Annotated in this window: 13 protein-coding genes; 7 read left to right on the forward strand and 6 right to left on the reverse strand. The window is 61.3% G+C overall.

Translation table 11 applies throughout. The features are described from left to right. Window positions 1–254: 254 nt before the first annotated feature. The 3 genes from QDT79_RS02200 to QDT79_RS02210 are packed head-to-tail and all read left to right on the forward strand — an operon-like array spanning window position 255 to window position 3666. The gene (locus QDT79_RS02200; protein WP_308316166.1) at window positions 255–1634 is read left to right on the forward strand and encodes an MFS transporter; all 1380 of its coding nucleotides are present in this window, start codon (window positions 255–257) and stop codon (window positions 1632–1634) included. 24 nt (window positions 1635–1658) lie between these two features. Next, complete coding sequence (locus tag QDT79_RS02205) at window positions 1659–2660, forward strand: LacI family DNA-binding transcriptional regulator (protein WP_308316167.1); 1002 nt, start codon at window positions 1659–1661, stop codon at window positions 2658–2660. A 22-nt stretch (window positions 2661–2682) separates the two neighbouring features. Further along, window positions 2683–3666 carry a nucleoside hydrolase gene (locus QDT79_RS02210; protein ID WP_308316168.1) on the forward strand — a complete coding sequence of 328 codons (984 nt, stop codon included), beginning with the start codon at window positions 2683–2685 and terminating at the stop codon, window positions 3664–3666. Between the two features lie 55 nt (window positions 3667–3721). Here QDT79_RS02210 and malM read toward each other — a convergent pair whose 3' ends face one another. The 4 genes from malM to QDT79_RS02230 all read right to left on the reverse strand — a co-directional run bounded on the left by malM (window position 3722) and on the right by QDT79_RS02230 (window position 8117). Next, window positions 3722–4621, reverse strand: coding sequence for a maltose operon protein MalM (gene malM, locus QDT79_RS02215; protein ID WP_063988525.1), 900 nt, complete (start codon window positions 4619–4621; stop codon window positions 3722–3724). 100 nt (window positions 4622–4721) lie between these two features. After that, window positions 4722–6011 carry a maltoporin gene (locus QDT79_RS02220; RefSeq protein ID WP_033649704.1) on the reverse strand — a complete coding sequence of 430 codons (1290 nt, stop codon included), beginning with the start codon at window positions 6009–6011 and terminating at the stop codon, window positions 4722–4724. A 32-nt stretch (window positions 6012–6043) separates the two neighbouring features. Then, a complete protein-coding gene (gene malK, locus QDT79_RS02225) occupies window positions 6044–7153 on the reverse strand; it encodes a maltose/maltodextrin ABC transporter ATP-binding protein MalK (RefSeq protein ID WP_038874339.1) in 1110 nt (369 codons plus the stop codon). Then, on the reverse strand, window positions 7146–8117 hold the full coding sequence (locus tag QDT79_RS02230; RefSeq protein ID WP_063988748.1) for an alpha-amylase family glycosyl hydrolase: 972 nt from the start codon (window positions 8115–8117) through the stop codon (window positions 7146–7148). The genes malK and QDT79_RS02230 overlap by 8 nt, the downstream gene beginning before the upstream one ends. Before the next feature lie 358 nt (window positions 8118–8475). On the opposite strand from QDT79_RS02230, the gene malE reads away from it, so the two are divergent. The 3 genes from malE to malG all read left to right on the forward strand — a co-directional run bounded on the left by malE (window position 8476) and on the right by malG (window position 12331). Beyond that, the gene (malE, locus tag QDT79_RS02235; protein WP_016930286.1) at window positions 8476–9669 is read left to right on the forward strand and encodes a maltose/maltodextrin ABC transporter substrate-binding protein MalE; all 1194 of its coding nucleotides are present in this window, start codon (window positions 8476–8478) and stop codon (window positions 9667–9669) included. A 182-nt stretch (window positions 9670–9851) separates the two neighbouring features. After that, window positions 9852–11429: a maltose ABC transporter permease MalF gene (malF, locus tag QDT79_RS02240; protein ID WP_063988524.1), complete on the forward strand. Its 1578-nt coding sequence runs from the start codon at window positions 9852–9854 to the stop codon at window positions 11427–11429. 11 nt (window positions 11430–11440) lie between these two features. Continuing rightward, entirely contained in the window at window positions 11441–12331 is an 891-nt protein-coding gene (gene malG, locus QDT79_RS02245) for a maltose ABC transporter permease MalG (RefSeq protein ID WP_004936696.1), read from the forward strand. A gap of 85 nt (window positions 12332–12416) precedes the next feature. On the opposite strand, the gene psiE is transcribed toward malG, so the two are convergent. Beyond that, complete coding sequence (gene psiE / locus QDT79_RS02250; RefSeq protein ID WP_033636217.1) at window positions 12417–12824, reverse strand: phosphate-starvation-inducible protein PsiE; 408 nt, start codon at window positions 12822–12824, stop codon at window positions 12417–12419. 225 nt (window positions 12825–13049) lie between these two features. Between psiE and QDT79_RS02255 the strand changes: the two genes are divergently transcribed. Further along, window positions 13050–14483, forward strand: coding sequence for a capsule assembly Wzi family protein (locus QDT79_RS02255; protein ID WP_308316169.1), 1434 nt, complete (start codon window positions 13050–13052; stop codon window positions 14481–14483). Window positions 14484–14544: 61 nt separating this feature from the next. Here the strand turns inward: QDT79_RS02255 and pgi are convergent, their stop codons facing one another. Continuing rightward, the gene (gene pgi, locus QDT79_RS02260; RefSeq protein ID WP_033639258.1) at window positions 14545–16191 is read right to left on the reverse strand and encodes a glucose-6-phosphate isomerase; all 1647 of its coding nucleotides are present in this window, start codon (window positions 16189–16191) and stop codon (window positions 14545–14547) included. Window positions 16192–16266 lie beyond the last annotated feature (75 nt).

Here is a 16266-nt window from a genome sequence, read left to right on the forward strand (position 1 = left end):
AACCGGGCTCCTGTCATCTTTTTGCCATCCGCGTTCTCTATCTTCGTTCCCCGACACGATGCCGATTCTGTGATCGCCTGCAAAGTTTCATCTTTGTCGCGTTGTTTTATCTACGCGCGTAGATACTCTGACACCGCAGCGTTGAATCGCCATGCGTCCGACATCATTTGTCGGCACACCTTTGTTGCCGGCACCAGGGAAACCATCTTTAACCGCGTCCCTCAAGGCGCAGCACAAAAGAGGATAGCACTGCCATGAGCGAAACAACGCTTGCCACTCCACAGACCGCCGACACGCTGGCGGCCGATGAACGCCTGGCAACCAAAGAGGGGCGCAGCCAATTTTGGCGCGCCACCTTCTCCTGCTGGCTCGGCACCGCCATGGAATACGTCGATTTCGCGCTGTACGGCCTGGCGGCCGGCATGGTGTTCGGCGACGTGTTCTTCCCCGAGGCCACGCCGCTGGTCGCCCTGCTGGCCAGCTTCGCCACCTACTCCGTCGGCTTCATCGCGCGGCCGATCGGGGCGCTGGTGTTCGGCTGGATCGGCGATCGCAAAGGCCGCCGCGTGGTGCTGATCACCACCGTGGCGCTGATGGGCATTTCCACCACGCTGATCGGCCTGATCCCGTCCTATGCGCAAATCGGCGTTTGGGCGCCCACCTGCCTGGTGATCCTGCGCTTTGCGCAGGGGTTCGGCGCCGGCGCAGAGCTGTCCGGCGGCGCGGTGATGCTGGCGGAATACGCGCCGGCCAAACGGCGCGGACTGGTAGCGTCGATCATCGCCATCGGCTCCAACAGCGGCACCCTACTGGCATCGCTGGTATGGCTGCTGGTGCTGCAGCTCGACAAAGAAGACCTGATGAGCTGGGGCTGGCGCATTCCGTTCCTCGCCAGCATTCTGATCGCCGGCGTGGCGCTCTATCTGCGCCGCCACGTGCGGGAAACGCCGGTCTTCGAGCGCGAGCTGCAGCAAAACCACCAGCGCATGCTGGACGCCGCCCAGGCCGCACCGGATACGCGCAGCTACCTGCAGCGCACCAAAGCGTTCTGGGTGATGCTCGGCCTGCGCATCGGCGAGAACGGCCCTTCCTACCTGTGCCAGGGCTTTATTGTCGGCTACGTCGCCAAGGTGCTGATGGTCGATAAATCGGTGCCGGCGCTGGCGGTGCTGATCGCCTCGCTGTGCGGTTTTCTGGTGATCCCACTGGCCGGTTGGCTGTCCGATCGCTTCGGCCGCCGCGTCACCTACCGCGGGTTCTGCCTGCTGCTGGTGCTGTACGCCTTCCCGGCGTTCTGGCTGCTCGACAGCCGTGAACCGGCGATCGTCATCTCGGTGATCGTGGTCGGCATGTGCATCGCGTCGCTGGGGATCTTCGGCGTGCAGGCGGCCTACGGCGTCGAACTGTTCGGCGTGAAGAACCGCTACTCCAAAATGGCGTTCGCCAAGGAGCTCGGTTCAATCCTCTCCGGCGGCACCGCGCCGCTGATCGCCACCGCGCTGCTGTCCGGTTTCGGTCACTGGTGGCCTGTCGCCTGCTATTTTGTTGTAATGGCGGCCATCGGCTTAATCACCACCTTCTTTGCTCCCGAAACCCGCGGCCGCGATCTCAACCTGCCGCAGGATGCCGCGTAGCGAGAAGGCGAACAGGACCTCAATGTGGATAATCACTCCGCGCGACGCGTTACCCGCGCCGACGTGGCCCGCGTAGCGGGCACCTCCGTCGCCGTGGTCAGCTATGTGATCAACAACGGCCCGCGCCCGGTGGCGGAAGCCACCCGGCTGCGCGTGCTGGCGGCGATCGAGCAGACCGGCTACCGGCCGAACGACATCGCGCGGGCGCTGGCCTCCGGCAGCACGCAAACCTACGGGCTGGTGGTGCCGGATATTTCCAACCCGTTCTTCGCCACCCTGGCGCGGGCGCTGCAGCAGGAAGCCTTCAGCCGCGGCCGCGTGCTGCTGCTGGGCGATGCCGGCGACGATCGTCAGCGCGAGTATGAGCTTATCAACAACCTGCTGCGCCGCCAGGTCGACGGCCTGCTGTACACCAGCGTCGATCGCCACCCGTGGTTCGATCTGATCCGCGCCTCCGGCACGCCCTGCGTAATGATAGACACCATCGACAGCCAGGCCGGCGTCTGCGCCATTCGCGTCGACGAGCGCGACGCCGCCTGCCAGGCAACCCGCCATCTGCTGCAGCACGGCTATCGCGACATCGGCATTTTTATCGGCCCGCTGACCATGCTCAACGCGCAGGATCGCCTGAACGGCTGGCGCGATGCGCTGCTGGAGGCGGGCATCGCGCCGCGCGACGAGTGGATTTTCGAAGTGCCCTACACCCGCCAGGGCGGTTACCAGGCCACCCAGCGTCTGGTGCAGGGCCCGCGCCCGCGCGCCGTTTTCACCTCCAACGAGCAGCAGGCGCTCGGCTGCCTGTCGGCGTTGGCGGAGCATGGGCTGCGCGCGCCGGACGATCTGGCGCTGATCTGTTTTAACGGCACGCAGCAATCCGAATTCAGCGTGCCGCCGCTCAGCGCGGTCGAGCAGCCGATCGACGCCATGGCCAAGCGGGCCATCGCCATGCTGGCCGCCGGTGCCGCGCCCGCCGAGCTGCATGAATTCGCTTTTCAACTGCGCATGCGCCGTTCGTGCGGCTGTTAGCGGTTTTTCAGGACACCTTACTATGCGTTTAATCATTGATTGCGATCCCGGCAACGGGGTTCCCGGCGCCAACGTCGACGACGGCCTGGCGCTGGCCCTGGCGCTGGCGGCCAAACCGCAGCTACAGCTGGAGCTGATCAGCATCGTGGCCGGCAACACCCCGCGTGAAGTGGGCTTCGCCGTCGCCACCGACTTGCTGACGCAGAGCGGCTATCAGGTGCCGGTCGCCCTCGGCGCGGCGCGCGCCCTGAGCGAGCCGCCGGAGCCGTGGCGCGCCCATCTGGACCGCCCGATCGCCGATCCAAAGCTGGCGGCGCTGTGGCGTGACCTGCCCGCGCCCCCGCTGGCCAACGCGCCCGCACCGGACGCCGCCATCGCCATCGGCGAACTGATCTGCCGGCATCCCGGCGAGATCACGCTGGCGGCGATCGGCCCGCTGACCAACGTTGCGCACGCCATGCAGCTTTACCCGCAGATGGCGCAGGCGGTGAAAGAGATCGTGATCATGGGGGGCGTGTTCAACGTCGACGGGTACATCAAGGACACCAATTTCGGTTTGGATCCGGAAGCGGCGCGGCTGGTGTTGAACAGCGGCGCCGCTATCACGCTGGCACCGCTGGACGTCACTACCCAGACCATGCTGACCCAGACGGATCTGGCCGCGTTGACCCAGCCGGATACCCCGCTGTGCCGCTATTTGCGCGCCACCACGCAGCCGTGGATCGACTATTCACGCCATACGCGGCACCTGCCGGGCTGCTGGATCCATGATGCGCTGGTGATCGCCTGGCTGCTGGCGCCGCAGCTGGTCACGACCGAGATGTTCCATGTAGATGTGGCGCTGGAAGGGGCGTTGACGCGCGGCAGTTCACGCCGCTGGCGGCCGGACGGTCTGCGCCTGACGGTCGGCATGCCGGCGCCGCAGGGCAAGCCGGTGCGCGTCATGCAGCAGGTGGGCAACGCTCGTCTGTTGGCGTTGATCGGCGCAACGCTGGCCCGCGGATGAAAAAAGGTGCGCCAAAGCGCACCAATCATCGAGCCAGCATCGGCAGCGCCGGGTATTACCCCTTGCCTTTAACGCTGCTGATAAACGTTTTACGCGCGGTGGTCGAGCCCAGTTTCTCGGCCTCATTCATCAGTTTCAGCGCCTTGTCGATATCGCCCGCCTTCACCGCCTGCTTGATGCCGTTATTGAAGTAGCTTTCGGTATCGTTGAGCATCGGCTCCGCCGGTTTCTCCGGTGCCTGTGCCGCCACGGCGGCCGGTGCGGTCGAGCCCACCACCACCGGCGCCACGGTCGGCGCAGGCTGCAGCATGCCGATCATCACGTTGCCGGTGCCCTGTTCCGCGGTGACCTTAAGCTTCAGCGTGCCGGTCGTCGCGTGGCCGGCGATCGGATCCGGGATATCCGGCACCGCGTTACCCACGCCCTGCGCATAGGCCTTGGCCGGATTGGTCAGCTGCGTGGTTTTCGCCAAGTCCTGACGGGTGGTGTACACCAGCAGGTAAATCTGTTTTTGACCGAGCGCCGGCGTCAGTTTCAGCGTGCCTTCGAGGCGATCGGAGGACATCGCCCCCGGTGGCTGATACGGGAAGTAGCTGCTCGGGTAATACGCCGCCGGGCGCAGATGCTCGTCCAGCACCAGCACGCTCGGCGCATACAGCGAATTGTTTTTAGCGAGGCTGCTCAGCGTCACTTCCAGCGAGCCGCGATCGGCCGGCAGCGTATAGGCGGCGATCGCCCCCTGAATCTCGCCCTGATTGAGCTGCGGGCTGACGGCGTCGAGCTTCACCTCTTGCGACACCGGCGGCTGCAGCGGCTGCCACGGCAGGCTTTGCAGCGTGGCGGCGCTGATGGCCGGCGCGACGGAAACGTTGGCCGGCGTGTCGGCGTTGGCCGCCAAAGGCGCGCAGACGGTCAGCGCCAGCGACAGGCAGAGTGACAGCAGATTCTTTTTCATCGTTATATCCTCTTTCAGCGCCGCGGCGGATCAGGCAAGAGATCCGGCCGCGGCGAATGCGGTTGGGGGAGAGCCGATAGCCCTCCCCGTCCTGTCGTCGTTACCACCAAATTTCCATCTGGGCGCCGAAGGTGACTTCGTCATCCTTGCCGCGGCTGAAGGTATGCATGCTGGTGTCGTTGTAGGCGGTGCCGGTGTTATACCCGGTGTCGTCACCGGTGGCGTAGCCCCACTTCTCATCCCACTTGGCGTAGGTGGCGAACAGACGGATGGCCGGACGCGACCAGATGCTGTTGCCCGCCTGCCACTGCTGCGCCAGGGTCACTTTATACTGGCCGTTGCGATCGCCGGTGCGCTGGGATTTGACGTTGTCATAGCCGGCTTCCAGCAGGGTGCTCATGATCGGCGTCCATTTGTACATTGGGCGCACGCCCACGGTGTACCAGGTGGTGCCGTTGTTGTTGTCGCGGTCGATGTCCTGGAACATGGCGACATACATCAGCGCCCATTGATCGTTGAAGTCGATGGCGCCGTGATCCAGCACGCGGATCATCTTGCCGTTGTTATCAATGGTGGCGCCTTCATTACGGCCGTTGTTCTGCGAGGTCATCGAGTCGGTGGCGTACTGCAGCACGAACTTGTTGTAACCGTTCAGGATGCTCTGCGTGTGTTCCGCGGTGAACATCCAGCCGTCTTTGCTGGCGCCGTCGGCCAGGCGATAGTTATCCTGCGCATTGGCGCGGCCGTAGTCCACGCCCAGCTCCAGGGTGCCGCCCGGGTTCAGTTCCAGGCCGGCCAGACGCAGGTCGAAAGTGTCGTTGACGGTCGGACGCTGTTTCCATTCGTTATCCAGGTAGCCGTAAGAACCACCGGATTCGGAGTTGCGGGTCACGGCGGCGGACAGCTTGCCGAAGCCCAGATCGATGTTTTCCAGACCGGCGCCCGGGCCGGAGATATCCCAGTAGTAGAAGTCGATCATGTGAACGTCATGACGCTGATAGAAGCGCTTACCGGCCCACAGCGTGGAGCCCGGCAGCCAGTCGATCAGGTTTTTACCCTGCACGTTGACTTCGCGGAAGCCCGGGGTCACGTCTTCCCAGTCGGAACGTTGCGAGACCGAATAGGCCAGGTTGGTGTCGAAATAGAAGCTCTTGTCGCCTTCTTTCCACACTTCCTGCCCCAGCTTCAGCTCGGCATAGGTTTCGCATTCGTTGCCGAGACGGTATTTGCTCGCGGCGCCGGTGGCCTTGAAGCACTGTTGCTCACCGCCGCTGCCGGTCCAGCCGATGCCGGAACGGGCGTAACCGTGAAAATCCACGGCCAGCGCCTGAGTAGAGAGAACACCGGCGGCGACAGCCAGTGCCAGAGGAAGTTTGCGCAGAGTAGTCATCATTATTCTCCTGTTATACCGACTTTGATGCTTTAAACGCCCGGCTCCTGGTGCAGCCGTTTACATGCCGTACCGTCTTCACGGAACAGGTGGCAGCGGTGAGGCGGCAGGCCGATGGCGAATGTGGCACCTTCTTCTACCAGCACCACGTCATTCTGGCGGTACACCAGGTTTTGACGGATGGCCGGGATTTGGATGTGGATTTGCGTCTCGTTGCCGAGCTGCTCCACCACCTGTACGTCGCCGGTAAGCCGCACTTCTGAGGCTTCGCCGGGCAGCAGATGTTCAGGGCGAATGCCCAGGGACAGGTTGGCGCCGGGTTGAACGCCCGCGCCTTCCACCGGCAGCCAGACCAACTGGCGGTTGGGCAGTTCGACCTGCACCTGTTGCGGCTGCGCCGCGGTCACCTTGACCGGCAGGAAGTTCATCTTCGGCGAGCCGATAAATCCGGCGACGAAGCGGTTGGCCGGGTAGTGGTACAATTCCAGCGGCTTGCCGACCTGTGCCACGCGACCGGCGTCGAGCACCACGATCTTGTCGGCCAGCGTCATCGCTTCGACCTGATCGTGGGTGACGTAAATCATGGTGCGCTGCAGGCGCTTGTGCAGACGGGAGATCTCGATGCGCATCTGCACCCGCAGCGCGGCGTCGAGGTTGGACAGCGGTTCGTCGAGCAGGAACACGTCCGGCTCGGCCACCAGCGTGCGGCCAATCGCCACGCGCTGACGCTGCCCACCGGACAGCGCCTTCGGCCGCCGATCGAGCAGGTGCGCCAGCTGCAGCACCTCTGAGACCTGGTTCACCCGTTGATTGATTTCCGCTTTCCTGGCGCCGGCCAGCTTCAGGCCGAACGACATGTTGTCCGCCACCGACAAGTGCGGATACAGCGCATAGGACTGGAACACCATGCCGATGCCGCGCTCGGAAGGCGGCACCTCATTCATGCGTTTCTCACCGATCAGCAGCTCGCCGGAGGTGATGTCCTCCAGCCCGGCGATCATGCGCAGCAGCGTCGATTTACCGCAGCCCGACGGCCCGACAAACACCACAAACTCGCCGTCCTCGATGGTCAGATTGACGTCTTTGGAAATCACGGCCTCACCGAAGGCCTTATAAACGCTGCGCAGTGTCACGCTAGCCATGCGTTACTCCCCTGCTTTCGCAGTTAACATGTCGTGTGAAAATGGCGGAGGCAAAGCCCGCCAAAACCCATTGATGACCCTCTTGCTGCGCGCCGTGCTGCCATGCCAACGGCAAGGTCGCCTCAGACGGCGCGGCCGCCTGAGTATAAGGCTGCAGGTTTATCAGCGCTTCAAGGCATTGATCCTGATGGGTAATAAGTAAGCGCACCACGCCGTCCCGCTGGCTGACCGCGTTCAATTCGCCGCGCTGGATGAGCGGTGAACGGCGCAGGGCCAACAGCGCCTGGCAGTAACGTAAGGTGGAGTGGCTGTCGTGCTGTTGGCGGCTGATGGCCAGCGCACGGTGTTCGATCGCCACCTGCTGATACCAGCTGATTTCGCCGGCGGTGACCTGTTCGGGGGCCTCATGCCACGGCATCGGCGTTTGCGCGCCGCGCGGATCTTGCAGGCCGGCGGCATGTGGCAGCCCCAGCTCTTCGCCCTGATACAGGCAGATCGGCGCCGGCAACATCGCCAGCAGCGTCAGAAAGGCGGCGGCGGAGCGCAAATCGCCCTGCCCCCAGCGGCTGACCACTCTTGGCTGATCGGCGTCCCCGGTGCTCCACAGGCTGTCCGCCAACGTGGCGCGGCGGGCGTGCAGCACCGCCACCAGCTTCTCTACGCTAAACGGCATCACGTCCAGCGCCAATGCGCCGTGGGCGAACCGCTGCGGCGCGACGGCATTGCGAACGCGGTTGGCTTCATCGGCGTACCACAGCGTCAGCCCTTCGCCCGTCACCGTCGCCTCGGCCTCCGGCGCCAGCATCTGCGGCAGCAACAGGCCGTCGATCGACAGCGCTTTCAGGTACGGCAGCGCCGCCAGCATGCCGTGCGCGTCGCCCACGCCGTCCCCGTTTCCGTCACGGAAACTGGCCGGATGGATCCGGTACAGGGTGGGCTGAGTGGCGATAGGCATTGACGACATAAATCCGGTATCCCTGCTGCGCGTGGCGTTGACAATCAATGGGCCGATAGTGCGGGAGTCGCCGGAAAGGGTAATCATCCGTAACAGGATTTTTCATGGGGGAGGAGGCGGGAGGATGAGAGAACGACCGCGGCGATGAGAAGTTCCGCGCTTAAGGCAAATCTGTGATCCGGCTGGCAAAAATCGCCCCCCTATTTTGTGCCTGACGCCACAGAATAGAGCGCAACGTTAACTGGATCACACTCCTCATCTCAGGGGCGTAGAGGGGGGGAGGATGAGAATATGTCGCGTTGTGACCCACTATTACCGCGAAACGTCTCTCCTTGATTTATGTGCCCACAAAAAGAAGGACTGGATTATGACTCGCAGCATTACCCTCGCCCGCACGCTGGCGCTCTCGGCACTGGCCACCCTGGTGCTCTCTTCTTCCGCCTTCGCCAAGATCGAGGAAGGCAAACTGGTTATCTGGATCAACGGCGACAAGGGCTATAACGGCCTGGCCGAAGTCGGCAAGAAATTCGAAAAAGACACCGGTATCAAGGTCACCGTCGAGCATCCGGACAAGCTGGAAGAAAAATACCCGCAGGTAGCCGCCACCGGCGACGGCCCGGACATCATCTTCTGGGCCCACGACCGCTTCGGCGGCTATGCGCAGTCCGGCCTGCTGGCCGAAATCCACCCGTCCAAAGCCTTCCAGGACAAGCTGTTCCCGTTCACCTGGGACGCCGTGCGTTATGACGGCAAGCTGATCGGTTACCCGATCGCCGTCGAAGCGCTGTCGCTGATTTACAACAAAGACCTGGTCAAACAGCCGCCGAAGACCTGGGAAGAGATCCCGGCGCTGGACAAGCAGCTGCGCGCCGGCGGCAAGAGCGCCATCATGTGGAACCTGCAGGAACCCTACTTCACCTGGCCTATCATCGCCGCCGACGGCGGTTATGCCTTCAAGTATGAAAACGGCAAATACAACATCAAGGATGTCGGCGTCGCCAACGCCGGTTCGCAGGCCGGTCTGCAGTTCATCGTCGATCTGGTGAAAAACAAGCACATCAACGCCGATACCGACTACTCGATCGCCGAAGCCGCGTTCAACAAAGGCCAGACCGCGATGACCATCAACGGGCCGTGGGCCTGGAACAACATCGAGCAGAGCAAAATCAACTACGGCGTGACGCTGCTGCCGACCTTCAAAGGCAAACCGTCCAAGCCGTTCGTCGGCGTGCTGACCGCCGGCATCAACGCCGCCAGCCCGAATAAAGAACTGGCGACCGAGTTCCTCGAGAACTACCTGCTGACCAACGAAGGGCTGGCGGACGTCAACAAAGACAAGCCGCTGGGCGCGGTGGCGCTGAAGTCCTATCAGGAAGCGCTGGCCAAAGATCCGAAGATCGCCGCCACCATGCAGAACTCGCAAAACGGGGAAATCATGCCGAACATCCCGCAGATGAGCGCCTTCTGGTACGCCGAACGCAGCGCGGTGATCAACGCCGTCAGCGGCCGTCAGACGGTGAAAGCCGCGCTGGACGACGTGCAGACCCGTATCACCAAGTAACGACGTCGTGCGGGATTAACATCCCCGAAATAATTGGAGTGACACCGCGACGGCAAGTACGCACATCCCCGGGAGCATAGATAACTCTGTGACCGGGGTGAGCGGACGCAGCCAACAAAGGTGTAGCTTCAAGTATGAAGGGGACAAGTGCCCCGCCGTTGCTTCACAGAAAGGAACGCCCTATGCAATTCGCCCACGCCGGGACGCCTGCGCGTAAAAAATCGAAGTGGTGGCAAAGCGACGCGCTGAAATGGCTGGTGGTCGGCCTGTTCAGCCTGGTGACCTGCTACCTGATTGTGTTGATGTATGCACAGGGTGAATACCTGTTCGCCATCCTGACGCTGATCCTGGTCAGCGCCGGGCTTTACGTCTTCGCCAACCGCCGCGCCTACGCCTGGCGCTATGTGTATCCCGGCGTCGCCGGCATGGGGCTGTTCGTTCTGTTCCCGCTGATTTGCACCATCGCCATCGCCTTCACCAACTACAGCAGCACCAACCAGCTGACTTTTGAACGCGCGCAATCGGTGCTGATGCAGCGCCAGTTCCAGAGCGGCAAAACCTTTACCTTCGGCCTCTACCCGGCGGAAAACCAGCAGTGGCGCCTGCAGCTGACGCCACCGGACAGTGAACAGCCGCTGATCTCCGAACCTTTCCGCCTCGACGCCGCCGCGCCGCAAACCCTGAAACTGACGGCGCAGAGCGCCGCACCGCAGGGCGAACGCGCCACGCTGCGGGTGATTACCCAGAACCGGCAGGCGCTGAGCCAACTGGTGGCGCAACTGCCCGACGGCGGGGAATTGCGCATGAGCTCCCTGCGCCAGTTCTCCGGCACCCGCCCGCTGTACGCGCTGGACCAAGACGGCAGCACGCTGACCAATAATCAGACTCAGGTGCGCTACCGGCCGAACGGCGACACCGGCTTCTACCAGGCGATCAACGCCGACGGCGGCTGGGCGCAGGAAACCCTGAGCCCGGGCTATACCGTCACCACCGGCTGGAAAAACTTCCTGCGGGTGCTGCAGGACGAGGGCATCAAGAAACCGTTCGTGTCGATCTTCATCTGGACCATCGTGTTCTCGGTGATGACGGTGATCCTCACCGTGGCGGTCGGCATGGTGTTGGCCTGCGTGGTGCAGTGGGAGGCGCTGAAAGGCAAGGCGATCTACCGCGTGCTGCTGATCCTGCCCTATGCGGTGCCGTCATTCATCTCGATCCTGATCTTCAAAGGTTTGTTCAACCAGAGCTTCGGCGAGATCAACATGATGCTCAGCCATCTGTTCGGCATCAAACCGGCCTGGTTCAGCGATCCGCTCACCGCCAAGAGCATGATTCTGATCGTCAACACCTGGCTCGGCTACCCGTACATGATGATCCTGTGCATGGGGCTGCTGAAGGCGATCCCGGACGATCTGTACGAGGCCTCGGCGATGGACGGCGCCAACCCGTGGCAAAACTTCTTCCGCATCACCTTACCGCTGCTGATCAAGCCGCTGACGCCGCTGATGATCGCCAGCTTCGCCTTCAACTTTAACAACTTCGTGCTGATCCAACTGCTGACCAACGGCGGCCCGGACATGATCGGCACCACCACGCCGGCCGGCTATACCGACCTGCTGGTCAGCTACACCTACCGCATTGCCTTCGAAGGCGGCGGCGGGCAAGACTTCGGGCTGGCGGCCGCCATCGCCACGCTGATCTTCCTGTTGGTGGGCGCGCTGGCGATCCTGAATTTGAAAGCCAGCAAGATGAACTTCGATTAGGGAGAATAACGATGGCCATGGTTCAACCCAAATCCCAGCGCCTGCGCCTGTGGATCACCCATATTTTGATGCTGTGCTTTATCGCCCTGATCATGTTCCCGCTGCTGATGGTGGTGGCCATCTCGCTGCGCTCCGGCAACTTCGCCACCGGCAGCCTGATACCGGAAACCCTCTCCTGGGATCACTGGCGGCTGGCGCTCGGCTTCAGCGTCACCCACGCCGACGGCAGCGTGACGCCGCCGCCTTTCCCGGTGCTGCTGTGGCTGTGGAACTCCATCAAGATCGCGGCGATCACCGCCATCGGCATCGTGACGCTGTCCACCACCTGTGCCTACGCCTTCGCCCGCATGCGTTTTCGCGGCAAGAGCACGTTGCTGAAAAGCATGCTGATCTTCCAGATGTTCCCGGCGGTGCTGTCGCTGGTGGCGCTGTACGCCCTGTTCGATCGCCTGGGCCAGTACATTCCGTTTATCGGCCTGAACACCCACGGCGGCGTGATCTTCGCCTACATGGGTGGCATCGCGCTGCACGTCTGGACCATCAAGGGCTATTTCGAAACCATCGACAACTCGCTGGAAGAGGCGGCGGCGCTGGACGGCGCCACGCCGTGGCAGGCGTTCCGTCTGGTGCTGCTGCCGCTGTCGGTGCCGATTCTGGCGGTGGTGTTCATTCTGTCGTTTATCGCCGCCATCACCGAAGTGCCGGTGGCGTCGCTGCTGCTGCGTGATGTGAACAGCTACACGCTGGCGGTGGGGATGCAGCAATATCTCAACCCGCAGAACTATCTGTGGGGCGACTTCGCCGCCGCCGCGGTGCTGTCGGCGATACCGATTACCGCCGTGTTCCTGCTGGCCCAGCGCTGGCTGGTGGGCGGCCTGACGGCCGGCGGCGTGAAGGGGTAATTTGTGCCACTGCAGTGCGTTTGATGTCTTTCCGCAATAGCGGTAATCCTGTGTCTTTGGCGGCCATTGGCCGCCATTTTTATCGCTACTCCCGTTTCAGCCGATCGGTGTTGGCCAGATAGAGCGTCACCACCAGCACCAATATCGCCGCGGCGTAGATCAGGGTATCGATGGGGTTTTTGTGGTCCACGATAATCAAACGAATAATCGCGGTAATGCCAATGTAAATAAAATAGCGCAGCGGGAAATGATAACCCGACTCAAAATACTTGACGATCAAGGCGATAAATTCAAAGTACAGGAAATAAATCACGATGCCTTCAATCAACAGGTAAGAGGACGACTCTTCGCTGTTGATAAATAACACCTTCGCCAGGTGGAGGGTCTCCTTGACCAGAAATACCACCAGAATTGCCGCCAGCAGCAACAAGCCCACGTTCAGCACCCGCTGCAGCCCCTTCGCTATCATGATCGAACGCGACGTTTTCGCCATAAAACCTCTCTCTGAATACCGCTAATATGATTCAACCGTGCCAATATAGGCATTGTCTTAAAAATTATGCCCCGCGCGAAAGCACTTTAAACCCCATTTAATTCATAAAGTTATAATAAGATGTTTCTGACTTATAGATTTGTAGCAAATCGAAATGTCAACTATCATGGGTCACAGAGATCTTTACATAAAACCAATAACCTCGAATTAACAAGGGAATTCTTTATGCGCGCTAAACTTAACGGACTGGTCGCTGCGGGCCTGTTTACCTGTGCATTGTCCGGCCACGCCGCCGGCCTGGTAGCCCCTGACAACGATCTGCGTAACGATCTCGCCTGGTTGTCTGACCGCGGCGTCATCAACGTCAGCCTATCCACCTGGCCGCTGAGTCAGGAAGAGATCAGTTCCGTTATCGCGCAAGCCAAGCCGGTGAGCAACACCGAGAAAAACGTCATCGACCGCGTGCAGCGCCGTGTCGATGCCTTGAAAGCCAATATCCGCGTCAGCGGTTACGCGTCGACCGATAAACCCGGTACCCCGCAGGGCTTCGGCCAAAATGAGTACGCCGACGATCGTCTGACCATCGGCGCCGGCGCCAACGGTGAATTCTGGGACGTGCGTCTGCAGGGTTCGGTGGAAGGCGATCAGCGCGTCAGCGACGGCTCCAAATTCAATATGAACGGCTCCTACGGCGCGGTGAAAATCTGGAACCAATGGCTCTCCTTCGGCGAAGTTTCCCAGTGGTGGGGCCCGGGCTACGACGGCAGCCTGATCCGCTCCGATGCCGCACGCCCGGTGGCCGGCTTTATGCTGCAGCGCGCCGACCAATCGCCGTTTGAAACCCCGTGGCTGTCGTGGATCGGCCGTTGGCAATACCAGTTGTCCGCCGGCCAGCTGTCACAGTACGCTGCCGTGCCGGACACCAAGCTGATCGGTGGCCGCCTGACCATGATGCCGACCGACTTCCTGGAGTTGGGCGCTTCACGCGTCATGATGTGGGGTGGTGATGGCCGTCCGCACTCCTGGAGTTCCTTCTGGGATGGCGTAACCGGCAACGACAATACCGGCGATCGGAAAAACGACCCGGGCAACCAGTTGGGCGGTTTTGACTTCAAACTCAAGCTGCAGCCGCTCATCGGCATGCCGGTCAGCCTTTATGGCCAGATCACCGGTGAAGATGAAGCAGGCATGCTGCCTTCGCATAACGCTTACATGCTGGGGCTTGAAGGCCATCCGGAATGGGGCCCGACCACGATCAACTGGCATATCGAAGGTTCTGATACCCGCTCTAACGGTAACGCCAACAACGTGATGTATTACCACTACATCTATCGTGGCGGTTACTACCAGCAAGGTTATCCGCTGGGCCATGCGATGGGCGGCGACGGTCAGATGCTGTCCGGCCGCGTGGAAATGGTGCTGGACGACGGCCAGCGTTGGAGCACCCGCCTGGTGTACGCCAAGGTGAATCCGAACAACCAAAGCATCAACCGGGCGTTCCCGCGTTCCGATACGCTGAAAGGCATTCAGCTCGGCTGGGGTTACAGCTTCGATTCTCAGGTTAAATTCGACACCAGCCTGTGGTACACCGACAGCGATCACAGCACCGCCGACGACGTGGGTGCAGGCATCAGCTTCGAAGTGCCGATCAACCTGTAATTTTTTGCAGACGTAAAAAAACCCGCCGCGGCGGGTTTTTTATTGGCTTCAGTTCAGGCGGTTAGCGCCATTCCTTGAAGCGGTTGATCAGCGCATTGGTCGAGCTGTCGTGGCTGCTGATTTTCTCGCTGCCCGCCAGTTCAGGCAGGATACGGTTAGCCAGCTGTTTGCCCAGCTCCACGCCCCACTGATCGAAGGTGAAGATGTTCAGGATCGCACCCTGGGTGAAGATCTTGTGCTCGTACAGCGCGATCAGGCTGCCCAGGCTGAACGGCGTGATTTCGCGCAGCAGGATCGAGTTGGTCGGGCGGTTGCCTTCAAACACTTTGAACGGCGCCACGTGTTTGACCTGCTCAGGGGTTTTACCCTGCGCCGCAAACTCGGCCTCCACCACTTCCAGCGACTTGCCGAACGCCAGCGCTTCGGTCTGCGCGAAGAAGTTGGACAACAGTTTAGCGTGATGATCGCCCAGCGGGTTATGGCTGATGGCCGGCGCGATGAAATCGCACGGCACCAGCTTGGTGCCCTGGTGGATCAGCTGGTAGAACGCATGCTGGCCGTTGGTGCCCGGCTCGCCCCAGATGATGGGGCCGGTCTGATAATCCACCGGATTGCCGTTGCGATCGACGTATTTGCCGTTGGATTCCATGTTGCCCTGCTGGAAGTAAGCGGCAAAACGGTGCATGTACTGATCGTACGGCAGAATGGCTTCGGTTTCGGCGCCGAAGAAGTTGTTGTACCAGATACCGATCAGCGCCAGCAGCACCGGCAGGTTTTTCTCCGCCGGCGTTTCGGCGAAGTGCTTATCCATGGCGTGCGCGCCGCTCAGCAGCTGCTCGAAATTGTCATAACCGATGGACAGCGCGATCGACAGACCGATCGCCGACCACAGGGAGTAACGGCCGCCGACCCAGTCCCAGAACTCGAACATGTTGTCGGTATCGATGCCGAACTCTGCCACCGCTTTGCCGTTGGTGGACAGCGCGGCGAAATGCTTGGCCACGTGCTGTTGATCGGCAGCACTGCTCAGGAACCAGTCGCGCGCGCTGTGGGCGTTGGTCATGGTTTCCTGGGTAGTGAAGGTTTTGGAGGCCACCAGGAACAGCGTGGTTTCCGGGTTCAGCGGCTGCAGCGTTTCGGCGATATGGGTGCCGTCGACGTTGGAGACGAAGTGCATGTTCAGGTGATTTTTATAAGGGCGCAGCGCTTCGGTCACCATGTAAGGGCCGAGATCCGAACCGCCGATGCCGATGTTCACCACGTCGGTGATCGGCTTGCCGGTGTAGCCTTTCCACTCGCCGCCGATGACGCGCGCGCAGAACTGTTTGATCTTGGCCAATACCGCGTTCACTTCTGGCATCACGTCTTTGCCGTCGACCAGGATCGGGCTGTTGCTGCGGTTGCGCAGGGCAATGTGCAGCACCGCGCGATCTTCGGTGCGGTTGATTTTCTCACCGGCGAACATCGATTTGATGGCGCCTTGCAGATCGGTTTCTTTCGCCAGCGCCTGCAGCTTCTCCAGGGTTTCCTGCGTGATACGGTTCTTGGAATAGTCCACCAACATTTGGTCGTTGAAGGTCGCGGAGAACCTGGAGAAACGATCGCTGTCCTGGGCGAACAGGTCGGCGATCCGTACGTCTTTCATCTGTGCATAATGTTGCTGCAGGGCTTGCCAAGCAGCGGTTTGACTAGGATTGATATTTTTCATAGCAACACTCTTAGGCTTGAGAATAAAAATGACGCGTTTGTCCGATTGTAGCCTGTTCGACTGTGATTATGATCT

Source organism: Serratia marcescens, from assembly GCF_029846115.1.
Classification (GTDB): Bacteria; Pseudomonadota; Gammaproteobacteria; order Enterobacterales; family Enterobacteriaceae; genus Serratia; species Serratia marcescens_L.